20 protein-coding genes and 1 riboswitch are annotated in these 21,177 nt (G+C 32.2%); of the genes, 15 read left to right on the forward strand and 5 right to left on the reverse strand.

Annotated elements, in window-relative coordinates; translation table 11 throughout:
* Positions 1–66 precede the first annotated feature (66 nt).
* From AAEO58_RS04650 to AAEO58_RS04670, 5 genes are all read left to right on the forward strand, one after another.
* Positions 67–1,239, forward strand: coding sequence for a trans-sulfuration enzyme family protein (locus tag AAEO58_RS04650; RefSeq protein WP_341682274.1), 1,173 nt, complete (start codon positions 67–69; stop codon positions 1,237–1,239).
* Positions 1,240–1,391: 152 nt separating this feature from the next.
* Positions 1,392–1,501, forward strand: a riboswitch (SAM riboswitch).
* An 81-nt stretch (positions 1,502–1,582) separates the two neighbouring features.
* Positions 1,583–2,560: a homocysteine S-methyltransferase family protein gene (locus tag AAEO58_RS04655; protein ID WP_341682275.1), complete on the forward strand. Its 978-nt coding sequence runs from the start codon at positions 1,583–1,585 to the stop codon at positions 2,558–2,560.
* Between the two features lie 186 nt (positions 2,561–2,746).
* Positions 2,747–5,422: a methionine synthase gene (gene metH / locus AAEO58_RS04660; protein WP_341682277.1), complete on the forward strand. Its 2,676-nt coding sequence runs from the start codon at positions 2,747–2,749 to the stop codon at positions 5,420–5,422.
* 79 nt (positions 5,423–5,501) lie between these two features.
* Positions 5,502–6,458, forward strand: a complete 957-nt coding sequence (metF, locus tag AAEO58_RS04665) for a methylenetetrahydrofolate reductase [NAD(P)H] (protein WP_341682278.1) — start codon at positions 5,502–5,504, stop codon at positions 6,456–6,458.
* 468 nt (positions 6,459–6,926) lie between these two features.
* On the forward strand, positions 6,927–7,316 hold the full coding sequence (locus tag AAEO58_RS04670; RefSeq protein ID WP_341682280.1) for a tetratricopeptide repeat protein: 390 nt from the start codon (positions 6,927–6,929) through the stop codon (positions 7,314–7,316).
* A 59-nt stretch (positions 7,317–7,375) separates the two neighbouring features.
* On the opposite strand, the gene gldA is transcribed toward AAEO58_RS04670, so the two are convergent.
* Positions 7,376–8,281 carry a gliding motility-associated ABC transporter ATP-binding subunit GldA gene (gene gldA, locus AAEO58_RS04675; protein WP_341682281.1) on the reverse strand — a complete coding sequence of 302 codons (906 nt, stop codon included), beginning with the start codon at positions 8,279–8,281 and terminating at the stop codon, positions 7,376–7,378.
* Between the two features lie 266 nt (positions 8,282–8,547).
* On the opposite strand from gldA, the gene AAEO58_RS04680 reads away from it, so the two are divergent.
* The 8 genes from AAEO58_RS04680 (at position 8,548) to aroA (ending at position 14,649) form a co-directional block, all read left to right on the forward strand.
* Positions 8,548–9,375, forward strand: coding sequence for a prephenate dehydratase (locus AAEO58_RS04680; protein ID WP_341682283.1), 828 nt, complete (start codon positions 8,548–8,550; stop codon positions 9,373–9,375).
* A 42-nt stretch (positions 9,376–9,417) separates the two neighbouring features.
* Entirely contained in the window at positions 9,418–10,500 is a 1,083-nt protein-coding gene (locus AAEO58_RS04685) for a chorismate mutase (protein WP_341682285.1), read from the forward strand.
* A gap of 78 nt (positions 10,501–10,578) precedes the next feature.
* The gene (locus AAEO58_RS04690; protein ID WP_290821929.1) at positions 10,579–11,100 is read left to right on the forward strand and encodes a hypothetical protein; all 522 of its coding nucleotides are present in this window, start codon (positions 10,579–10,581) and stop codon (positions 11,098–11,100) included.
* 146 nt (positions 11,101–11,246) lie between these two features.
* On the forward strand, positions 11,247–12,224 hold the full coding sequence (rsgA, locus tag AAEO58_RS04695; RefSeq protein ID WP_133610411.1) for a ribosome small subunit-dependent GTPase A: 978 nt from the start codon (positions 11,247–11,249) through the stop codon (positions 12,222–12,224).
* A 67-nt stretch (positions 12,225–12,291) separates the two neighbouring features.
* Entirely contained in the window at positions 12,292–12,744 is a 453-nt protein-coding gene (gene dtd / locus AAEO58_RS04700; RefSeq protein ID WP_341682289.1) for a D-aminoacyl-tRNA deacylase, read from the forward strand.
* Positions 12,745–13,071 (forward strand): nucleotide pyrophosphohydrolase, encoded by a 327-nt coding sequence (locus tag AAEO58_RS04705; protein ID WP_133610418.1) that lies wholly within the window; start codon positions 12,745–12,747, stop codon positions 13,069–13,071.
* Between the two features lies 1 nt (position 13,072).
* Positions 13,073–13,399 (forward strand): DMT family transporter, encoded by a 327-nt coding sequence (locus AAEO58_RS04710; RefSeq protein WP_341682290.1) that lies wholly within the window; start codon positions 13,073–13,075, stop codon positions 13,397–13,399.
* Positions 13,399–14,649 carry a 3-phosphoshikimate 1-carboxyvinyltransferase gene (gene aroA, locus AAEO58_RS04715; RefSeq protein WP_341682291.1) on the forward strand — a complete coding sequence of 417 codons (1,251 nt, stop codon included), beginning with the start codon at positions 13,399–13,401 and terminating at the stop codon, positions 14,647–14,649. Before AAEO58_RS04710 ends, aroA begins: the two co-directional genes overlap by 1 nt.
* On the opposite strand, the gene AAEO58_RS04720 is transcribed toward aroA, so the two are convergent.
* From AAEO58_RS04720 to AAEO58_RS04735, 4 genes are all read right to left on the reverse strand, one after another.
* Positions 14,646–15,392 (reverse strand): LytR/AlgR family response regulator transcription factor, encoded by a 747-nt coding sequence (locus AAEO58_RS04720; protein WP_341682292.1) that lies wholly within the window; start codon positions 15,390–15,392, stop codon positions 14,646–14,648. The genes aroA and AAEO58_RS04720 overlap by 4 nt on opposite strands.
* 1 nt (position 15,393) lies before the next feature.
* Positions 15,394–16,380, reverse strand: coding sequence for a sensor histidine kinase (locus tag AAEO58_RS04725; protein WP_341682294.1), 987 nt, complete (start codon positions 16,378–16,380; stop codon positions 15,394–15,396).
* A gap of 251 nt (positions 16,381–16,631) precedes the next feature.
* Positions 16,632–16,880, reverse strand: coding sequence for a hypothetical protein (locus tag AAEO58_RS04730; protein ID WP_341682296.1), 249 nt, complete (start codon positions 16,878–16,880; stop codon positions 16,632–16,634).
* Positions 16,881–16,955: 75 nt separating this feature from the next.
* Positions 16,956–18,251, reverse strand: a complete 1,296-nt coding sequence (locus tag AAEO58_RS04735; RefSeq protein WP_341682298.1) for a two-component regulator propeller domain-containing protein — start codon at positions 18,249–18,251, stop codon at positions 16,956–16,958.
* A 192-nt stretch (positions 18,252–18,443) separates the two neighbouring features.
* Between AAEO58_RS04735 and AAEO58_RS04740 the strand changes: the two genes are divergently transcribed.
* Positions 18,444–19,946, forward strand: a complete 1,503-nt coding sequence (locus AAEO58_RS04740) for a LamG-like jellyroll fold domain-containing protein (protein WP_341682300.1) — start codon at positions 18,444–18,446, stop codon at positions 19,944–19,946.
* Between the two features lie 176 nt (positions 19,947–20,122).
* Positions 20,123–21,172 carry a tRNA preQ1(34) S-adenosylmethionine ribosyltransferase-isomerase QueA gene (queA, locus tag AAEO58_RS04745; RefSeq protein WP_133610430.1) on the forward strand — a complete coding sequence of 350 codons (1,050 nt, stop codon included), beginning with the start codon at positions 20,123–20,125 and terminating at the stop codon, positions 21,170–21,172.
* Positions 21,173–21,177 lie beyond the last annotated feature (5 nt).

A 21,177-nucleotide genomic window follows, 5' to 3' on the forward strand; every position in this document is an offset into this window, starting at 1 on the left:
CTTAAACTATTCATCATAAGTCAAGTAAAACTTATATGACTTATATGTTTAAAAAAAAACAAAACCATGAGCAATCAAAATTTAGGATTAGAAACCCAAGCCATTAGAACGCAATTAGAACGAACTCAATATTTAGAACATTCTGTTCCGTTATATTTAACATCAAGTTTTGTTTTTGAAGATGCTGAAGACATGCGCGCTTCATTTGCGGAGGAAAAAGAACGCAATATTTACAGTCGATTTTCCAATCCCAATACATCCGAATTTGTAGAGAAAATTTGTTTGATGGAAGGAGCAGAAGAAGGCTACGCTTTCGCAACCGGAATGGCAGCGGTGTATTCTACTTTTGCTGCTTTATTGAATTCGGGCGATCATATCGTTTCTGCAAGTAGTGTTTTTGGTTCGACGCATACGTTGTTTACCAAATATTTTCCAAAATGGAATATTACGACGAGTTATTTCGATGTCAACAAACCAGAAACAATTGAAAATTTCATTCAACCAAATACAAAAATACTTTACGCAGAATCACCAACTAATCCAGCAGTTGATATTCTAGATTTAGAATTGTTGGGTAAAATTGCCAAAAAGTACAATTTAATTTTAATTATCGATAACTGTTTTGCAACACCTTATATTCAAAATCCAATTCAATTCGGAGCCGATTTAGTGATTCATTCTGCCACCAAATTAATCGATGGTCAAGGTCGTGTTTTAGGTGGAGTAACTGTTGGTCGTTCTGATTTAATTCGCGAAATTTATTTGTTTTCCCGAAATACCGGACCCGCTTTGTCGCCTTTCAACGCTTGGGTGTTGTCTAAAAGTTTAGAAACCTTGCCAGTTCGTATCGAAAAACACTGCGAAAACGCTTTAAAAGTCGCTGAATTTTTAGAAAATAATCCAAATGTCGCTTCAGTGAAATATCCATTTTTGAAATCGCATCCGCAATATGAAGTCGCTAAAAAGCAAATGAAATTAGGTGGAAATATTGTAGCGTTTGAAATTAAAGGAGGAATTGAAGCAGGAAGGAAATTTTTAGACAAAATCAAATTATGTTCGTTGTCTGCGAATTTAGGTGACACGCGTTCGATTGTAACACATCCAGCTTCTACTACACATAGTAAATTGACGGAAGAGGAACGTTTGGCGGTAAGTATTACTGATGGTTTGGTGCGCGTTTCTGTTGGTTTGGAAACCGTCCAAGATGTAATTAATGACTTAAAACAAGCGTTAGAATAAAACTTTTTAAATTATTTTATAGATTTATATTCTTAATTTAAGATTAAAATAGGAATATAAATCTATAAAAAATATATTTTTAATGAAATTTTAGAAAATATTTCATAATTTCAATTTTGTCACTACATTTGCAGTGTTCATAATTATAGTGTTTGTTATCACGAAAGCTGGAGGGAATAGACCCTGCGAAAGCTTAGCAACCTCCCGCGCTAGTGGAAAGGTGCTACATTCTATTCCGATATTTATCGGAAGCAGATAACGTTAGAATTGCTCTCCAACTTTCTACGGTAACAAATTAAGTTAATCAAGAAAAATAGGCAATTAGCCTTTGAGAGAGAATCCAATGTCAAAAATTCAAGAAGAAATTAAAAAACGAATTCTCGTGCTCGACGGAGCTATGGGAACGATGTTACAACGTTATAAATTTGAAGAAGAAGATTTCAGAGGCGATCGCTTCAAAGATTTTCCGCATCCTTTAAAAGGAAACAACGATTTGCTTTCCATTACCCAACCAGAAGCTGTAAAATCAGTACATCGCGCTTATTTTGAAGCCGGTGCTGATATTGTAGAAACCAATACTTTTTCGGGAACAACTATTGGAATGGCCGATTATTATTTGGAAGATTTAGTCTACGAATTGAATTTTCAATCGGCTAAAATCGCCCGTGAAGTAGCGGATGAATTTACCGATAAGCCGAGATTTGTGGCTGGTTCCATCGGTCCGACGAACAGAACAGCATCAATGTCACCTGATGTTAATGATCCAGGTTTCAGAGCAGTGAATTTTGATGATTTAAAAATCGCTTACAAACAACAAGTAGAAGCTTTAATTGATGGTGGTTGCGATTTACTTTTGGTAGAAACAATTTTCGATACCCTAAATGCAAAAGCCGCATTGTTTGCTATTGAAGAAGTAAAAGAAGAACGCAATATCGATATTCCAGTAATGGTTTCAGGTACAATTACCGATGCTTCTGGAAGAACATTATCGGGACAAACAGTGGAAGCTTTTTTAATTTCGATTTCACATATTCCTTTATTGAGTGTTGGGTTTAATTGCGCTTTAGGAGCAGACCAATTGAAACCGTATTTAAAAACATTGGGAAATAATACCTCGTTAAATATTTCAGCACATCCAAATGCTGGCTTGCCAAATGCCTTCGGACAATACGACCAAACGCCTGAAGAAATGCAACAATTAATTCGGGAATATTTACAGGAAAATTTAGTAAATATCATTGGTGGATGTTGCGGAACTACACCAGAACACATCAAATTAATTGCTGAGGTAGCAAAAGAATTCAAACCACGCCCCGTGTAGAGAAAACGCATGCGTTGTCTCAATAATTGATTTAATCAATTATTAAATATCAAAAAATGAAAAACAGAACAATAAAAATAAATTTCGAATCATTTTTAAATTCACAACGATGTTGGGTTTGCCAATATGTTAGTGATAGTAAAGTCTTTTGGAAGTCTGTTGCAAAACATTATAAAAGAATAAGTAATGAGTTATAGTTCCGATAAATATTTAAAATTATCAGGTTTAGAACCTTTGATTGTAACTCCAGAAACCAATTTTGTTAATGTTGGAGAACGAACAAACGTAACAGGTTCGCGTAAATTTCTTCGATTAATTAAAGAAGAAAAGTACAACGAAGCGCTTTCGGTTGCACGTGAACAAGTAGAAGGTGGTGCACAAATCATCGATGTCAACATGGATGAAGGAATGTTGGATGGCGTCTATGCAATGACAAAATTCCTAAATCTAATCGCAGCCGAACCCGATATTGCAAGAGTTCCTGTTATGATTGATTCTTCAAAATGGGAAATCATTGAAGCAGGTTTAAAGGTGATTCAAGGAAAAGGTGTGGTAAATTCAATTTCTCTAAAAGAAGGAGAAGCTACTTTTATTCATCATGCCAAATTAATCAAACGATACGGCGCTGCGGTAATTGTTATGGCTTTTGACGAAAATGGTCAAGCGGATACTTACGAAAGACGTATCGAAATCTGTAAAAGAAGTTATGATATTTTGGTTAATCAAGTTGGTTTTCCTGCTGAAGATATCATTTTTGATCCCAATATTTTTCCAGTTGCAACCGGAATGGAAGAGCATAAATTAAATGCATTAGATTTCTTCCGAGCGACCAAATGGATTCGCGAAAATCTTCCATATGCGAATATTTCTGGTGGTGTGAGTAATGTCTCTTTTTCCTTCCGTGGAAACGATAAAGTGAGAGAAGCAATGCATTCCGCGTTTTTATACCATGCCATCCAAAATGGAATGACGATGGGAATTGTGAATCCTGAAATGTTAGAGATTTACGATGAAATTGATCCTATTTTATTAGAACACGTTGAAGATGTTTTATTAAATAGAAGAGATGATGCAACAGAACGTTTATTGGATTTAGCCGAAAGTTTCAAAGGCGATGTAAAATCGAATGAAAAAGCGATTGCCGAATGGCGAAATGGTTCGGTTCAAGAGCGATTAACGCATTCGTTAGTAAAAGGAATCGACGAATTTATCGAAATTGATATTGAAGAAGCGCGTCAGTTAGCCAAAAAACCAATCGAAGTGATCGAAATCAATTTGATGGCTGGAATGAATGTAGTGGGTGATTTGTTTGGAAGCGGAAAAATGTTCTTGCCACAAGTTGTTAAATCGGCTCGTGTGATGAAAAAAGCGGTTGCTTATTTGCTTCCTTATATCGAAGCTTCAAAAGATGGTTCTACTTCGTCAAGTGCTGGAAAAGTATTGATGGCGACTGTAAAAGGCGATGTGCATGATATTGGAAAAAACATAGTTTCAGTAGTTTTAGCGTGTAATAATTTCGAAATTATTGATTTAGGTGTGATGGTTCCGCCAGAAAAAATCATTGAAGTTGCGGTTAAAGAAAATGTAGATATTATCGGTTTGAGTGGTTTGATTACGCCTTCGCTGGACGAAATGGTGTATTTGGCCAAAGAAATGGATAAATTGAATATCAAAATCCCCGTAATGATTGGTGGTGCTACAACTTCACGTGCACATACGGCTGTGAAAATTGCTCCAGAATATAAAGAAACCGTGGTTCATGTGAACGATGCTTCGCGTGCGGTAACAGTAGCAACCAATTTATTGCAACCCGATACTAAAATTACTTATGCAAAATCGCTTCGTGAGGAATATGATTCACTTCGAGAAGGATATTTAAATAGAAGTCGTGAGAAAAATTTCTTATCGATTGAAGAAGCGCGTAAAAATAAATTCAAAATCGATTGGGATACGTTCGAACCAGTAAAACCAAATTTCATAGGAACAAAAACAATTGAAGTTGAACTTTCAGAATTAGTAGATTTCATCGATTGGACACCGTTTTTCCAATCTTGGGAATTATACGGAAAATATCCAGCGATTTTAACAGATGAAATTGTAGGCGAACAAGCGACTCATTTGTTTGAAGATGCACAAAAAATGCTTGCTCAGATTGTTAAAGAGAAATGGTTCACCGCAAAAGGAATTTTAGGAATTTTTCCAGCGAATACAATTAATCATGATGATGTTGAGGTTGTCACTTCGAGCGGAGTCGAGAAGTTTTTGAGTTTAAGACAACAGAGTGCTAAAACAGTTGGAGCTCCAAATATCGCTTTAGCGGATTTTATTGCTCCAAAAGAAATTGGTAAACAAGATTATATTGGATGTTTCTGTGTTTCAACTGGTTTTGGTGTTGATGAAAAAGCTTCGGAATTCGAAAAACAATTAGATGATTATAATTCCATTTTGGTAAAAGCTTTGGGAGATAGATTAGCAGAAGCTTTTGCAGAATATTTGCATTTAAAAGTGCGTAAAGAAATTTGGGGTTATGCTTCTGATGAAGTTTTGTCAAATGATGAGTTAATCAAAGAACAATACAAAGGAATTCGTCCTGCTCCAGGTTATCCAGCTTGTCCTGACCATTTGGAAAAGCCAACGATTTGGAAATTACTAAATGTAGAACAAGAAATAGGCGTGAAGTTAACTGAAAGTATGGCGATGTGGCCAGCGTCATCAGTTTCGGGTTATTATTTTGCGAATCCAGGAAGTAAATATTTTGGTTTAGGAAAAATTAAAAAAGACCAATTAGAAGATTACGCCAAGAGAAGAAATAGTAGTGTAGAATTAGCCGAAAAATGGCTCTCACCCAATTTAGCAGATTAAAGATTTGTTTCAAGTTTCAAGTTTAAAGTTGCGCAACTAACCTGAAACTTGAAACCTGAAACCTGAAACTAAAAAAAACATGAAAGTAACTGAACATATACAAAACGCCAACGGAAAACCTTTGTTTTCCTTCGAAATTTTACCGCCTTTAAAAGGGCAAAATATTCAATCTATTTTTGATAGCATTGATCCATTGATGGAATTCAATCCGCCCTTTATTGATGTAACCTATCATCGTGAGGAATATGAATTCAAAGAATTAGAAAACGGCTTACTTCAGAAAAAAGTAGTTAAAAAACGTCCGGGAACTGTAGGAATTTGTGCCGGAATTCAGAATAAATATCAAGTGGATGCCATTCCGCATATTTTATGTGGCGGTTTTACGAAAGAAGATACTGAAAATCTTTTGATTGATTTAGATTTCTTAGGAATTGACAATGTAGTAGCACTTCGTGGCGATGCCGTAAAAAGCGAAATTTATTTCAAACCTGAAAAAGAAGGTCATGCTTATGCTTCGGAATTAGTGACACAAATCAGTAATCTGAACAAGGGAATTTATTTGGACGAAGATTTGCAGAATTCAACAAAAACTGATTTTTGTATCGGAGTTGCTGGTTATCCAGAAAAACACATGGAAGCACCAAGTTTAGATAGTGATATTCATTTCGTAAAGCAAAAAATTAAAAACGGCGCTGATTATATCATCACCCAAATGTTTTTTGATAATAAAAAGTTCTTCGATTTTGTAGCAAAATGCAGAGCGGCTGGAATTACCGTTCCAATTATACCAGGATTAAAACCAATTGCTACGAAGAAACAATTGAATTTAATTCCACACCGATTCAGTTTAGAATTGCCTGATGATTTAATTATGGAAGTTGTGAAGGCAAAAGATAATGATGCTGTGAAACAGATTGGTATAGAATGGTGTACCCAACAAAGTAAAGAATTAATCGCTGCAGGAATTCCAGTTTTACATTACTATTCTATGGGAAAGGCTGAAAATGTTAAGGCTATTGCAAAAGAAATTTTTTAATTATAATTCTTTTTTAAAGTTGAATCTCCTAAGTATTTTGTACTCAGGAGATTTTTTTTTAAACCACAAAGGGTTTTTATTCGTAGATAAATTAAGTGTTTGAAAAAGTATTGTTTATTAAATTGTAACCATTAAGGCTTTAAATTAACAAATTGTTATCTTAATTGATATACGATATTTAATTGACTATTTAGTAATAAATTTATCGACGAAAAGCTTATAAATTCGATTAATAACATTTTGAAGCTTTTTTTTAGAGGTGCATTTTTCCGAATATTTCTGTTTTCTATCTGTTTTAAAAGTTTTAATTTAAAATGTATCGCTTTTATAAGATTTAAATTATTTATAATTCATTAAAAATGTTAAATATGTGTATTTTATTCTTGCTAAAATAGGTGTGATTGATAAAAATATATTTTTTTATTCGAAAAAGAATTGTAAATTTATAATAACAAAAAACTAAAACTCATGAAAAAAATTATCTGTTCGTTCGTAATTTTATTCATTTCCCAGTTAACCTTCGCAAATGAATTGGATTCTATCTTAACAAAAGCTAGGTCATTAACTGAAAAAAAGAATTATACTGAGGCAATTAAAGAGTATGAAAATTACATCAAATTGTCAAAAGGTGAAAATTTAAAAGATGTTTATATAGAAGTAGCCAATTGTTATTTCTATCAAAATAAAAAGGAAACTGCTGTAAATTACATAAAAGATGCCATTTCAAAGTATGGCTTTACAGAAGAGGATTTTATTTACAGTTCTATTTTGGATGAAAAATTGTCATCGTACGCGCTTTCTGTAGTTTATGACGATTATTTCAAGTTAAGAAAAAAGTATTTGGCAACATTGAATTAGTTTATTTTAGCCAAAGCTTTTTGAAATCTCCTTACAGGTTTATTTGTAAGGAGATTTTTTTATTTCTTCTTAGCTGTTTTCTCTCTAAAAATTTGCTCCAAGTTTTTGCTTTTCAATACAATTTGTAGCGTTCTCAAATTATTGGCTTGAGCAAAATCAAATAACGCTGGTCGCATATCTGTTGATGTAGTAAAAGTAAGTTCCCAAACTAAATCATGTGTATTTTTTGCCGATTTCAAATTTGGTAAAGCCACAAAATCAGATTCAGAAACTTTTTTATCAAATTCTACTTCGATAATTTGTTCTGCTTCTTCTGCTACTAGATTGTTTAGTTTTTTATCGGTAACGATTTTTCCTTTATCGATAATGATAATTCTATCGCAAATAGCTTCTACTTCTTGCATAATATGTGTTGATAGAAAAACCGTTTTGTCTTTTCCAATGTTTTTAATTAAATCACGAATTTCTACTAATTGATTTGGATCTAAACCTGTTGTGGGTTCATCTAAAATCATAACATCAGGATTGTGTAATAAAGCCGTTGCTAATCCAACACGTTGACGATAGCCTTTAGAAAGTTCGCCAATTTTCTTATGACTTTCAGGTGTTAATCCTGTCAAAGCAATTACTTCATCAATTCTCGATTTGGCAACTTTATGTAAATCGGCATTAAAAGCTAAATATTCTCTCACATATAAATCCAAATACAACGGATTATGTTCTGGTAAATACCCAACCGACTTCTGCACTTCTTTTTGAGCTGAAGTTACATCGTGTTCGTTTACAACAGCTGTTCCGCTATCGGCTGTTAAATAAGTAGTTAAAATTTTCATCAAGGTTGATTTTCCGGCACCATTAGGGCCTAAAAAACCTACGATTTCTCCTTTTTTTACAGAAAAACTAATGTTGTCTAACGCTTTTTGGTCTCCGTAATTTTTTGAAATATTTTGAACTTCTATCGACATATGATGTAAATTTTAGCAAAAGTAACTTTTTTTAAAAGAACTCAAATTTATTTAAAAAAGTATTTTGTTTTCATTTTTTTATTACTTTAGCAGAATCAAATAACAAAGAGCACAATGCTTAACAATAGTACATTTTTCTTTAACAATTCTTTTTATTTCTTCTGGAGACAGTTGAGGGATTGTTGTGCTATTATATAAATCAAAGAAATTTATTTTATAAACATACAATCCCGATGCAAATCGGGATTTTTTTTTGCTCATATATTATGGAAATTAAAGTCGCAATTCAGGGAATTCAAGGGTCGTTTCATCACCAAGTAGCACATCGTTATTTTGGTGAAGCAATTGGTTTGGATGAATGTGTTACATTTAGAGATGTAGCTAATAGTTTAAAAAATAACCAGTCAGACAAAGCTATTATGGCGATTGAAAACTCAATTGCGGGAGCCATTTTGCCTAATTACGCCTTAATCGATTCATACGATTTACACATTATAGGAGAGCATTTTTTAGACATACATATGAATTTGATGGTGTTTCCTGGGCAAACTATTGAAGAAATTCAAGAAGTGCATTCGCATCCAATTGCTTTGTTGCAATGTGCTAATTTTTTTAGTCAATATCCGCATATAAAGTTGGTTGAAAGTTCAGACACTGCAATTGCGGCAAAACGAATTCAGGAAAATCAATTAAAAGGAATCGGTGCTCTTGGCGGACCCGTTGCGGCAGAAATTTATAATTTGGAAATCATTGCAAATGGAATTCACACCGTAAAAAGTAATAAAACACGTTTTGTTGTTTTAAAAGCATCCAACAAAGAAATTCCGAAAGAACTCATCAATAAAGCTTCAGTAAAATTTGAGTTGGATGACACGCCGGGTTCATTGGCAACGGTTTTAAATGTTATGAATAATTGCAAATTGAATCTAACGAAAATTCAATCACTTCCTATAATTGAAACGCCTTTTACTTATGCCTTTTTTGTGGACGTGGTTTTTGAAAAATACAAACATTTTGAAAAGGCAAAAAAAGTGATGGAAATTATGACAACGCATTTCAAGGTTTTAGGCGAATATGAAAAGAGTAAACAATAATAATTTAAGAATAAATAGTAATTTTACAGTGAATTAAGGATTATGGAAAATAAAAAAGAATTACGCACTTGGTTAGATGATTTTCAATTAAATCATCCACTTGTAATTGCAGGACCTTGTAGTGCAGAAACCGAAGAACAAGTTTTAAAAATAGCACACGAATTAAAGAATTCTGATGTTTCGATTTTCCGAGCGGGAATTTGGAAACCTCGCACACGTCCGGGTGGATTTGAAGGTGTGGGTGAAATCGGATTAAAATGGATGCAAAAAGCCAAAGCTGAAACTGGTTTATTAATGGCAACCGAAGTAGCAACGGCTGCCCACGTTAAATTAGCATTGGAGCACGATATTGATGTATTATGGATTGGCGCCAGAACCACTGTAAATCCATTTGCCGTTCAAGAAATTGCAGATGCTTTGCAAGGAACTGATAAAATCGTGTTATTAAAAAATCCAGTAAATCCTGATTTATCTTTATGGATTGGAGGTTTAGAACGCTTATACAATGCGAATATTAAGAAATTAGGTGTAATTCATAGAGGATTTTCTACTTACGAAAAAACAAAATACCGCAATAATCCCGAGTGGCAAATAGCAATCGATTTACAAAATCGTTTCCCAGATTTGCCTTTAATTTGCGATCCTTCGCACATTACAGGAAGAAGAGATATGATTCAAGAAGTGTCGCAACAAGCTTTAGATTTGAATTACGACGGATTAATTATTGAAACTCATATTGACCCAGACAATGCTTGGAGTGATGCAGCCCAACAAGTAACGCCAGAGACATTAAAGCAAATGTTCATTAATTTACGCGTTAGAAAAGTGTCAGATGATGAAAGCGAATACAGCCAAAAAATGGCAAAACTCCGCATGCAAATTGATGAATTTGATGGAAAACTATTAGAGATTTTGGGTAACCGAATGAAAGTAGCCGATAAAATAGGTTTGCTTAAAAAGGAAAAAAATGTAGCTATTTTACAAAACCAACGCTGGAATGAAATTTTAGGAAAAATGATTTTAGAAGGCGAAGAAAAAGGATTGAGTAACGAATTTGTTATGCATTTGTTTAAGGCGATACACCAAGAAAGTATTAGTCATCAAGAAAAAGTGATAAATAAGTAATATTTTTCATAAAAAAATAAAACATTTAAAATCTTTTTATAAATTCGCACCTGTTAATTCATAAAATAAAACAACAAAATGAAAAAATTCTTATTACTAGCTGTAGCTTTCTTAGGTTTTGCAGCAAATGCACAAGTTGATAAAATTTACAAACACAACGGAGAAGTTGTAGATGGTAAAGTTGTAAAATTAGAAGAGTATACTGTTATCTTCAAATATGATGGTGAAGATGCAGAAAATACAATTGGTAAATATGCAATTGAGAAAATTGTTTATGGAAAAACAGGACGTGTTGAAGAAGTTACTGAAAAAATCGTTATCAACGGAGAAGCTGATTGGGAAAAAGTGGTTATCTTAGAAGATAAAGCATATATTGCTGGATTGAAGAAAGTTGATGAAGTAAGAGGTAAAACAGGCTTAATTAACTACCACACTGGAAACACTGGAGATAAAAAAGCAGAAAAGAAATTAAAAATTGAAGCAGCTAAAATGGGTTGTCCATTTATTTTACAAACTGCTGATAAATCAACTGTTGGAGCTAGTTCTAATTCATTAGGAGGTTCTCAAGTTATTAAAAAAGGTATTGGATATAAATATTAATATTTATTCAAATAATATTTCTAAGGCCACTTTTTAAGTGGTCTTTTTTTATTTACAATTTTTAACAAGAAACACTATCTTTGTTGAAATATTTATTTAGTTATCCTGATTTAGTCGAAGGGTTAACTTCTAATTTCTAATCTTGAATGACAGGAATCGTTTATAAATCTACCGGAAGTTGGTACACCATTAAAACTGAAAATGGTGACTTTTTGGAATGCCGTATAAAAGGTAAATTTAGAATGAAAGGCATCAAAAGTACCAATCCTATTGCCGTTGGCGATATCGTAGATTATGATATTGAAAACACTACAGATGAAACGACAGGAGTAATTACGGCAATCCACGACAGAAAAAATTACATTGTTAGAAAATCAGTAAACTTATCGCATCAAATGCATATTATTGCTTCTAATATTGATGTCGTTTTTTTATTGGTAACCATCAATAATCCACCAACAACAACCAGTTTTATTGACCGATTTTTAGTTACAGCAGAAGCCTACGGAATTGAAGCTGTCATCGTTTTTAATAAAATTGATACGTTTGATGACCCAACATTAGACGAACAATTATATTTACAACATGTTTATTCTTCAATCGGTTACAAATGTTTACGGGTTTCTGCAAAAGATGGAAAAGGAATTGACGAACTAAAAGCGTTAATGAAAGACAGAGTTTCTATGTTTTCAGGACATTCTGGCGTTGGGAAATCTACTTTGGTAAATACTTTAGAACCAGGTTTGAATTTAAAAACCAAACAAATTTCGGAATCACACGCACAAGGAAAACACACCACAACGTTTGCCGAAATGTTTGATTTATCTTTTGGAGCGCAAATTATCGATACGCCAGGGATTCGTGGTTTTGGAATTGTTGACATGGAAAAACAAGAAATAGGAGATTATTTTCCAGAGTTTTTTGCTTTGAAAGACCAATGCAAATTCAATAACTGTTTACATAAAGACGAACCGCATTGCGCTATTAAAAAAGCGTTAGAAAACGATGAAATTTCATGGTCGCGTTATAAAAGTTATACCCAAATTTTAGAGGGTGACGAAGAGCAATATCGTGCAGATATTTATGATGCTGAACGAAGAGCTAGCGACGAAACGAGAAAATAATTTGTTTTTACGGATTTCCGTAAATCTTTTCTGATATTTTTTATATTTTTGATGTTTATACATTAAAATGAAAGCAGTAATTCAAAGAGTTTCCGAATCATCAGTTACTATTAACAGCGAAATTGTAGCTCTAATCAAACAAGGTTTATTGGTTTTGATAGGAATTGAAGATGCCGATAATCAGGAAGATATCAATTGGTTAACCTCTAAAATAGCCAATTTAAGAATTTTTGAAGATGAAAACCAAGTAATGAATTTGTCATTAAAAGATATTGATGGTGAGATGATTGTTGTGAGTCAGTTCACATTACATGCGTTAACCAAAAAAGGAAATCGACCAAGTTATATTAAAGCCTCAAAACCAGAAATTGCAATTCCGCTTTACGAATCTTTCGTACAACAAATGGAAATAGAATTAGGTAAAAAAATACAAACCGGTCAATTTGGAGCCGATATGAGAGTAGCTTTAGTTAATGACGGACCAGTTACAATAATTATTGATACAAAAAATAAAGAATAAATGAACCTAAAAAACTCCCAACAAGAAGTTGATAATTGGATTAAAGAACACGGAGTTCGTTATTTCAATGAATTAACAAATATGGCTCAGCTTACAGAAGAAGTAGGTGAAGTAGCTCGAATTATTGCACGTCGTTATGGCGAACAATCAGAAAAAGAAAGCGATAAAAACAAAGACCTTGGCGAAGAATTGGCTGATGTAGTTTTTGTGGTATTATGTTTGGCTAATCAAACTGGTGTAGATTTACAAGCTGCTTTTGATAAAAAAATGGATTTAAAAACCAAACGCGATCACGACCGTCATCACAACAACGATAAATTGAAATAAATTGAACTGGATTTTACTCATAATCGCTGGCTTATTCGAAGTAGGTTTTGCTACTTGCCTCGGAAAAGCAAAAGAATCAACAGGAAACACTTCTTTACTTTGGTACGGAGGTTTTTTGGTGTGTCTTTCTATCAGTATGATATTGTTAGTAAAAGCAACCAAAGAATTACCTATCGGAACCGCTTATGCCGTTTGGACAGGTATTGGAGCTGTGGGTAGTGTTTTAGTAGGAATCATCGTTTTCAAAGAACCCGCTACGTTTTGGCGTGTGTTTTTCATCACTACATTAATTTTATCAATTGTCGGATTAAAAATAGTTACCAAATAATGAATTTATTACTTAAATCATCTAGCATCAAGCATCCAGCACCCATCAAAATCACTGGTTCCAAGTCAGAAACCAATAGATTGTTGCTATTGCAAGCGTTATATCCAAATTTAATTTTGGAGAACACATCCAATTCCGATGATTCTGAAGTTATGTTGAAAGCATTGCAAAACTTCCAACTTCCAACTTCCAACATCCAACTTGTAGATGTTCATCACGCAGGAACAGCCATGCGATTTTTAACTGCTTATTTTTCCGTCCAAGAAGGAAAAGAAGTGGTTTTAACTGGTTCTTCCAGAATGAAAGAGCGTCCAATTAAAATTTTGGTAGATGCTTTAAATCAATTGGGAGCTGATATAAGTTATGAAGAAAATGAAGGTTTTCCACCAATAAAAATTATTGGAAAGAAATTGATTCAAAACAAAGTTTCGCTTCCTGCAAATGTGAGTAGCCAATATATTTCAGCCTTGTTGTTGATTGCACCTAAATTAGAAAATGGTTTAGAATTAACTCTTGAAGGTGAAATCACATCCGTTCCATACATAAAAATGACTTTGACTTTGTTGAATGAAATAGGAGTAAAGACTTCTTTTGTTGGAAATAAAATTTCTGTAAAACCACAATTCACAATTCACAATTCACAATTTACAATTGAGTCCGATTGGAGTTCGGCTTCATATTGGTATTCCATTGTTGCTTTGTCTGAAATAGATTTTCAAGTTACACTTTTTAGTTATAAAAAAAATAGTTTACAAGGAGATAGCGCTTTGGCAAACATTTACCAAGATTTTGGAGTTGAAACAGTTTTTAATGAAGACAATTCTATTACTATTACCAAAACAAAAAATCATCAATCATCAATTGTTAACTATCAATTAAATAATTGTCCTGACATTGCTCAAACAATTGCTGTGACTTGCTTTGGATTAGGAATAGGTTGTCATCTAACAGGATTACACACTTTAAAAATCAAAGAAACAGATAGATTAGAAGCTTTAAAAACAGAACTAACAAAGTTAGGCGCAACAATTTCAGTTACTAATGAAAGCCTGACATTAGAGGCCTCAAATCATATTAATGAAAACATTGCTATCGATACTTATCAAGATCACAGAATGGCTATGGCTTTTGCTCCGTTAGCATTGAAAATTTCTTTGACTATTAATCAAGCAGAAGTAGTTTCAAAATCGTATCCTGATTTTTGGGAAGATTTGAAAATTATAGGAATTGTAGGTTCAGAAGTACACTAACGTTTTATAATCTGAATTTGATCTAAGATTTGTTGAGCTTTATCTTGAGAAACCGGAATTTGAGCTTTATTCTCTAATTCAATACTTCCACCATCTGATTTATTGAAAGCTACTACGAAGTTAAAATTTACGATATACGATTTATGAATGCGCAAAAATCGTGAATCGGAGCATAAAATATCTTCGAAATTCTTTAAGTTTCGACTTACTAATTGTTTGCTGCCATCGCTACAAAAAACTTCAGAATAAGCGCCTTCACCTTTGATATACATGATTTTATCGGTATCTAAAAATAATAACGTGTTTCCAGACGGAACGGCTATTTTTGTTAAGGTTTCTTGTTGTAAATTTTCTTTAAAAGCTCTAAAATTTTCAAAACGTTGTTTTTGTTTGGCAACTCGTTCAACGGCTTCGGCTAATTCTTCTGGAATAATTGGTTTTAATAAATAATCAACAGCAGAAAATTTGAATGCCTTTAAAGCATATTCGTTATAAGCTGTAGTAAAAATAATAGAGAAATTCACTTCATTTTCATCGAAGAAATCTAATAATTCTAAACCACTATGTCCAGGCATTTCAATGTCTAATAACACAATATCGGGTTGGTGTTTTCTGATTGCTTTTACGCCTTCGGGCAAGTTTTCGCATTCAGCAACTATAGTAACTTGAGGGCAATATTCTTGCAAAAGTAACGATAAGGAAACTCTGGCTCTTTTTTCGTCGTCTATAATAATGGCTTTCATTTTAATACGTAATAGGAATTTCTATAATTACTTTTGTACCTAAAGATCGCTCATTTTTATTGAATTTATCGTCAAAATTAATGGCAATGTTTTTCTGTTTGTATTGATTCAGTAAGGCAATTCGATTTTGCATGGCTTCGGTTGCAAACGACAAATGATCTTTGTTCTTTATGGCATTTAATTCGGCGCTTTTTTGACGTCCAATCCCGTTGTCATCAATTGTGATTTTTAAAGAATCTAATATGCGTTCAAAATCGATAGTCAGTTTCTTTTCTCCTTTTTTATGTAGCAAGCCATGTTTAACAGCATTTTCAACATAAGGTTGCAATAGCATCGAAGGAATTTTGATGTTTTCAATGTCAATTCCGTAGGCGATGTTCATTTCGTAGCTAAAATCTTCATCAAAACGTGCCTTTTCAATATCTAAATATAATCCTAAAGTTTTAATTTCTTCAGAAAGCGTAATATTTTCTTTCTCACTCATTTCCAAAATTGTTCGGGTCAATGTTGAAAATTTTGATAAATAAGAAACGGCCTGTTTTTTGTCATTAGATAAAATATAAGACTGAATGGTGTTAAGCGCATTGTAAAAGAAATGCGGATTCATTTGCGACTTGATCGCTTTTAATTTCGACTGGTTTAAATTCTTTTCTAAATTAACTTTGTCTAATAAAAGCTGATTTTTCTTTTCAATTTTTTGAATTTGATATTTATAAAACGTATACAATAGCGCTATGATAATCAAACTCATGTAAATCAAGAAAAAGGTATTCAGCCAAAAAGGCTTGTTGATTTTAAAATCGATTTGCTTTATTTTAGTTTCATAATTGGCATCGATTTTTAAAAACAAATTATAATCACCTGGTGAAAGCGATGATAAAATAAGGTTTTTATTATCGGCATCTAAACGGTTCCAATTGCCATCATTTATTTTGTATAAGACACTCTTTTTTTCGTTTGGTATAAAAGAAAGCACCGAAAAATTCACAGAAATATCATTATGATTGTATTCTAATTCGCTTAGATTGTTTTCTTTGTGTAGAATGCCGTTGACTTTAATTTCATTAATAATTAATTCAGGTTTTGCGAATTCTTTATTTTTAAATTTATTTTTAACGATAATTCCTTTTGAAGTTGCAAAATAAATTTTGTCTTCAATTATGGCTACATCTGTAACTTCTAAATCGCTAGTTAAAGGTAAAATTTTGCGATAATTATTTTTAATTAAGTTGTATTCAATTATTCCGTTAGATGTAAAAATAAAAATTGAATTTCCTGAATTTTAAATTTGGTAAAGCGTTCTTTTAGATGTTTTTCAAAAACCGATACCTTTGTAATTGTGTTTTTCGAATCGATTTTATATAATTCTTCGCTTGTAGATAAAGCATAAACAACATTTTTGTAGGATTGTAAATTAGTAATGTAAAGCGATTTGTTTTGAAATTTTATTTCTTTAATTTGATTAAAGTTTACAACTTTTAGGCCCATGTTTGTAGCATAATAAATACAATCGTTTGTGGGATTAAATGCCGTAGATTTTCCGTTAGATTTTATTAAGGCACTTTAATTAAAATTTGAAGGAGCGTTTAAGTTTTTATTATGCAAATTATCCCATTTGCTTTTTTTGTCACTAACTTTAAACAAGCCACAAATTCCACTAGCAGCAAAAGAGTAATAGGTGTCATCAATTTTTTTGATGTCTTTTATAGCAAAAGATTTTTCGTTTGAAACAATATTCTGATTGTCTAAAATTTTAAATTTAGTAGAAGTAAAATAGATGTTTTTATCTTTTTCATTTCCTATAATTTGATTAATTGGATGGTTACTGTTGTTTTTGTAAACAGTAGTTACTGATAAATCTTTCGGTTGTAAGGCAAAAATAAGATCATTTTCAGTTCCTATTAAAAGTTGATTTTGATAGGGTGTAAAAATTGTAGGCTTAGGAAACAAGGGAATAAAATTATTTTTAAAATCTTGAATAAATAACAAACCACTATTTACCGTGGAAATCCAGTAGTTTTGTTGCTTATCTTTAAAAATATACGATACATTAAAATCTGAAAAATAAGTCGTTGCTTTGTCATTTTCATATTTTATAATTCCGTTAGGAGTACACAACCAAGGTAAATTATCTACTGTGGCTAGGTTTTGTATGAAATCGAAAGAACTATTAAACTTCTTTTTAGAGAGTTGATTATCTTTATAGGTGTAGTAATAATTTGAAAATTTTGAAACAACAAAAAATTCATTTTTTAATTTCTGAACAATTGGAACTTCTAGTGTTTTTATAAAATCCTCTGTAAGCGAATATGTTTTTATTTTTTTTGGATAATCAATTTCGTAGATACATTCTCCAATAAAATAAAATTTAGAGTTTGAGACAAAAGTAGCTCTTGTGTTTTCATTAAGTACTGGGTAAGAATATACTAGTTGTAATGTTTTTAAGTCATAAACTGCTACACTTTTAGATTGCATTAAAAAAAGTTTGTCTTTTATTATCCCATATTTCATGTATCCAACAGATTCTTTTTGAGGTAAATTTTTTAACTCACCATTTTCAACGTAATATAAGTAGCCATCAAAGTTACAATACCAAATTCTTCCAAAACTATCTTCGTTTATACATGAACCCGATTTTGATGTTTGAGTATCAGAAGTAAATGTTTTAAAAACGCTTCCGTCATAACGGCATAATCCTTTACCTGTTGCAAACCACATAAATCCTTTACTATCTTGAAAAATATCATAAACACTGTTTGAAGGTAATCCATTAGTTCTGTCAATACTGTAATAATAAGGGTTTTGCCCAAAGGTGATTTGGGTAAAAAGTAGCAACAATATGATTTTAAGAAACTTCAATTAGTTTTGATTTATAACAAATATAGGAAATTAAGATATAAGGAATAAACTCAGTTTACGAAACCTACTTTCTAATTAACGAAACCGCTTATCATTCTTTTTTCGTTAACCGAAAATAGGATTTGGTAAACTCAACGAAAATTTAAGATAGGATTCAGAATACTTTTGAATTAAACTTTAAAATTATTTAATATGAAAACACGTTTACTCTTTTTATTTTTAATGGTATTTTCGTTTGGAAATGCGCAACCACCTACTATTCCAAGCTTAAGTCATCAAAATGTTACATCAACATCTGCAACTATTAATTTTCAAGTCCAAAACAATTGTTTGACTTATTCATATAGAGCAGAATTAGCAACTAATGGTTCTTTTTCGGCATCTTTTATGACATCAACGCAAATTGCAAATAATTACTGTAGTGTTAGCCCTATATCACATAGTGCAGATTTTACTGGTTTGTTGCCAAATACAACCTATTATTACAGAGCACGAGTTCAAATTTCATCTAATTTGTATTACTCAACTGTAGGATCTTTTACAACAGCTGGACTTACTCCGGTTTTTGGACCTACATCTTCAATTCCAGCAGTATCAACAGCAATTGTTAATTATTCTTTAATTGCTGGCGTGGGTTCATCAGCGATAACTATTTTTTGGGGTACAAGTGCTGGTGCAATGACAAATTCCTTAGCTAACGGAACAATTTTAAATTCGGGATCAGGAAATGGAACCATAACTGGATTATCTCCAGCAACTGTTTATTTTTATGTGGTAGAAGCTGTTAATAGTAATGGAACCGTTTACTCTACTACAGGAACTTTTACAACTTTACCAGCACCGCCCGCAGGAACTGAATTTGGTTTGTTGAAAGAATTTAAATTTGATGGTGATAGTTATGATACAACTAATTCAGTTCAGTTTGTTTCTTCTGACGGATCAAATCCAATAGCATATGGCTTAGATAGATTCAATGTAAGTTCTAAAAGTTTGATTACAACTGCTGCTGCATTTAGACAATGCACAATTCCCGGAATTCCAATAGGAAATACAGATAGAACAATTTCAATTTGGTATAAAATAAATGCTATCAGTACAACAACTTATCCTGGTCCATTTGCTTATGGTGGAGCTAGTACTTATAATACTTTTGGTTATTATTTGAATTCCGTTAATGCAGTTTTTCAAGGTTATGCATATGATCAGTCCTTTTCAAATACTACAGTTGCGGGAATTTGGTATCATGCAGTGGTTATTTTTGAATCTGGAGTTGCTAAAATTTATGTAAATGGAATTTTAAAGGGAGAAATAAGCAGACCATTATTGAATACTAATAATACTTTTTTTAGAATTGGAAATTTCAATGGCTTTGTAGATGATTTAAAAATTTATGACAGAGCTATTTCTGCTTCAGAAATAACCAATTTATATAATTCGGGTACTACTTTGTCTTCTTCAAATTTCTCTCAAAACAATTTAGAAGTAAAATTATATCCAAACCCAGTTCGTGATATTCTAAATATAGAAATCGAAAACGATATTCAATCCATAGAAGTTTATAATATTCAAGGGCAAAAAGTGCTTTCATCTAATCAAAAACAAATCAATGTTTCTGATTTAGCTAATGGAATGTATATGGTAAGAATTCAAGATATCGATAACAATATTGCAACTAAGAAAATTGTAATTAAGTAGTTAGTTTTTTTGTTTCAGATTTAGGCGTTGTCCAGTAAACAAAGGGTTTTGTAAAATAAACCTCAATTTACTTGACAACGCCTATTTCATAATCGTATATTTGCATACTAATTTTTTGTGTTTAATGAAAAACAATTCTTAAACACTTAAACTTTTAAACACTTAAACAATTTCAAATGAAATTATCTCATTTCAATTTCAATTTACCAAATGAATTATTAGCTGAGTTTCCAACGGAAAATCGTGACGAATCTCGTTTAATGGTGGTTAACAGAAAAACCAATACTATCGAGCACAAATTATTTAAAGACGTTATCGATTATTTTGATGATGGCGATGTAATGGTGTTAAATAATACAAAAGTTTTTCCAGCACGTTTATACGGAAATAAAGAAAAAACAGGAGCTCGTATTGAAGTTTTCTTATTAAGAGAATTAAATGCAGAACAACGTTTATGGGATGTTTTAGTAGATCCAGCACGTAAAATTCGTATTGGAAATAAATTATACTTTGGTGATGACGATTCGTTAGTTGCTGAAGTTATCGATAATACAACTTCTCGTGGAAGAACATTACGTTTCTTATACGATGGTTCTTATGAAGAATTCAGAGAAAAATTAGTAGAATTAGGAGAAACTCCAATTCCAAAATACATTGAAAGAGAAGTTACACCAGAAGATGCAGAACGTTACCAAACCATTTACGCAAAAGTAGAAGGAGCAGTAGCTGCACCAACAGCTGGTTTACACTTTTCTAAACACTTATTAAAACGTTTAGAAATTAAAGGTGTTGATTTTGCTGAGGTTACATTACACGTAGGTTTAGGAACTTTCAATCCAGTTGAGGTAGAAGATTTGTCAAAACACAAAATGGATTCTGAAGAAATGATTATTTCTCAAGAAGCTTGTGATATTGTAAATAACGCAAAAGCTAAAAAGAAAAAAGTGTGTTGTGTAGGAACTACCGCTATGAGAGCTATGGAAAGTTCAGTTTCTTCTCAAAGAACTTTAAATCCTTATACGGGTTGGACTAATAAGTTTATTTATCCACCTTACGATTTTAGTCTTGCAGATTGTATGATTACTAATTTCCATACACCAAAATCAACTTTATTAATGATGATTTCTGCTTTTTGCGGTCATGATTTAATGAAGAAAGCTTACGAAGAAGCAATTAAAGAGAAATATCGTTTTTACTCATACGGAGACGCGATGTTAATCATATAATTTTA

The organism is Flavobacterium helocola (genome assembly GCF_038289885.1).
Taxonomy (GTDB): Bacteria; Bacteroidota; Bacteroidia; order Flavobacteriales; family Flavobacteriaceae; genus Flavobacterium; species Flavobacterium cheniae.

Excerpts from the sequence above, each read along its gene's own strand:
- AAEO58_RS04650 (WP_341682274.1), top strand. The coding sequence starts at position 67 with ATGAGCAATCAAAATTTAGGATTAGAAACCCAAGCCATTAGAACGCAA.
- AAEO58_RS04655 (WP_341682275.1), top strand. The coding sequence starts at position 1,583 with ATGTCAAAAATTCAAGAAGAAATTAAAAAACGAATTCTCGTGCTCGAC.
- metH (WP_341682277.1), top strand. The coding sequence starts at position 2,747 with ATGAGTTATAGTTCCGATAAATATTTAAAATTATCAGGTTTAGAACCT.
- metF (WP_341682278.1), top strand. The coding sequence starts at position 5,502 with ATGAAAGTAACTGAACATATACAAAACGCCAACGGAAAACCTTTGTTT.
- AAEO58_RS04670 (WP_341682280.1), top strand. The coding sequence starts at position 6,927 with ATGAAAAAAATTATCTGTTCGTTCGTAATTTTATTCATTTCCCAGTTA.
- gldA (WP_341682281.1), bottom strand. The coding sequence starts at position 8,281 with ATGTCGATAGAAGTTCAAAATATTTCAAAAAATTACGGAGACCAAAAA.
- AAEO58_RS04680 (WP_341682283.1), top strand. The coding sequence starts at position 8,548 with ATGGAAATTAAAGTCGCAATTCAGGGAATTCAAGGGTCGTTTCATCAC.
- AAEO58_RS04685 (WP_341682285.1), top strand. The coding sequence starts at position 9,418 with ATGGAAAATAAAAAAGAATTACGCACTTGGTTAGATGATTTTCAATTA.
- AAEO58_RS04690 (WP_290821929.1), top strand. The coding sequence starts at position 10,579 with ATGAAAAAATTCTTATTACTAGCTGTAGCTTTCTTAGGTTTTGCAGCA.
- rsgA (WP_133610411.1), top strand. The coding sequence starts at position 11,247 with ATGACAGGAATCGTTTATAAATCTACCGGAAGTTGGTACACCATTAAA.
- dtd (WP_341682289.1), top strand. The coding sequence starts at position 12,292 with ATGAAAGCAGTAATTCAAAGAGTTTCCGAATCATCAGTTACTATTAAC.
- AAEO58_RS04705 (WP_133610418.1), top strand. The coding sequence starts at position 12,745 with ATGAACCTAAAAAACTCCCAACAAGAAGTTGATAATTGGATTAAAGAA.
- aroA (WP_341682291.1), top strand. The coding sequence starts at position 13,399 with ATGAATTTATTACTTAAATCATCTAGCATCAAGCATCCAGCACCCATC.
- AAEO58_RS04720 (WP_341682292.1), bottom strand. The coding sequence starts at position 15,392 with ATGAAAGCCATTATTATAGACGACGAAAAAAGAGCCAGAGTTTCCTTA.
- AAEO58_RS04730 (WP_341682296.1), bottom strand. The coding sequence starts at position 16,880 with ATGGGCCTAAAAGTTGTAAACTTTAATCAAATTAAAGAAATAAAATTT.
- AAEO58_RS04740 (WP_341682300.1), top strand. The coding sequence starts at position 18,444 with ATGAAAACACGTTTACTCTTTTTATTTTTAATGGTATTTTCGTTTGGA.
- queA (WP_133610430.1), top strand. The coding sequence starts at position 20,123 with ATGAAATTATCTCATTTCAATTTCAATTTACCAAATGAATTATTAGCT.